This window comes from Luteolibacter pohnpeiensis, assembly GCF_016595435.1.
GTDB lineage: Bacteria > Verrucomicrobiota > Verrucomicrobiia > Verrucomicrobiales > Akkermansiaceae > Luteolibacter > Luteolibacter pohnpeiensis.
In genome coordinates this window covers 1-757 of the sequence record NZ_JAENIJ010000153.1, presented here as the reverse complement: position 1 = coordinate 757, position 757 = coordinate 1, and the positions used below count along the sequence as shown (strand labels likewise).

The 757-nt window shown below is 58.8% G+C and carries 1 protein-coding gene; it reads left to right on the top strand.

Features of this window, described 5'->3' with window-relative positions:
- Positions 1–84: 84 nt before the first annotated feature.
- On the top strand, positions 85–757 hold a 673-nt coding region (locus JIN85_RS20690; RefSeq protein WP_200274430.1), incomplete at its 3' end, for a hypothetical protein.

Below are 757 nucleotides of genomic sequence, written 5' to 3'. Positions count from 1 at the left end.
GGTGAAAACCTCAATCCGCACGCGCTGATTGCCACCGTGCTGAACAACACCCTCAACGCCGGTAAAATCACCAACCTCTAACCGGTGGCGGAAGACTTATACGATTCGTTCCTGCAACTCACGTGGGATGCCTACGGAGCGCCATCGCGATTGGTTTCCGTGGGCGATCCCTTGTGGGGCGGGATTGAAATCAACGGCGGTCAGACCGTCGATGAAGTCCCATATACCAAGGCCACGGGCATCCGTGCGCTGCCGATGGGGAACGAGCGCAATCAACTCAAGTTCGAACGCTGCGTCATCCATGACTCGGTCGTGGCAGCATTCAGCCGACGACTCAAGGCGAGCACGCTGGTTCCCCGCAACGGGGCTGATTTGCATATCCAGTCGACCGATGGCTATGCGTTTCTATTGAAAAACGCAGCCATCCGAAGCTGGCCAACCGGTCAACTGGTGGACGGCCAGCCAACCCGATTCACCCGTGAAGGTCTGGAAATCATCGGCGGCTCGCTGGTGATGGATCAGGTTCTCCAAACGGTGCCGCGCATCATCCTGTCCGGTTCCATCACGCCGGATGCGACCGGGATTTATCGCCAGACCGCCATGGCCGATGGTGGCCGCTGGATCTACACGCTGGGCGGATCGCCGATCCCAGAAATTGAAAGCGGCTACGCCATCTATCGGACCAACGTCTGGTCCATCATCCGCATCACCAGTGGCGAACCGGGCGAGCTGCTTTGGGTTGGCGTGAACTCATTGG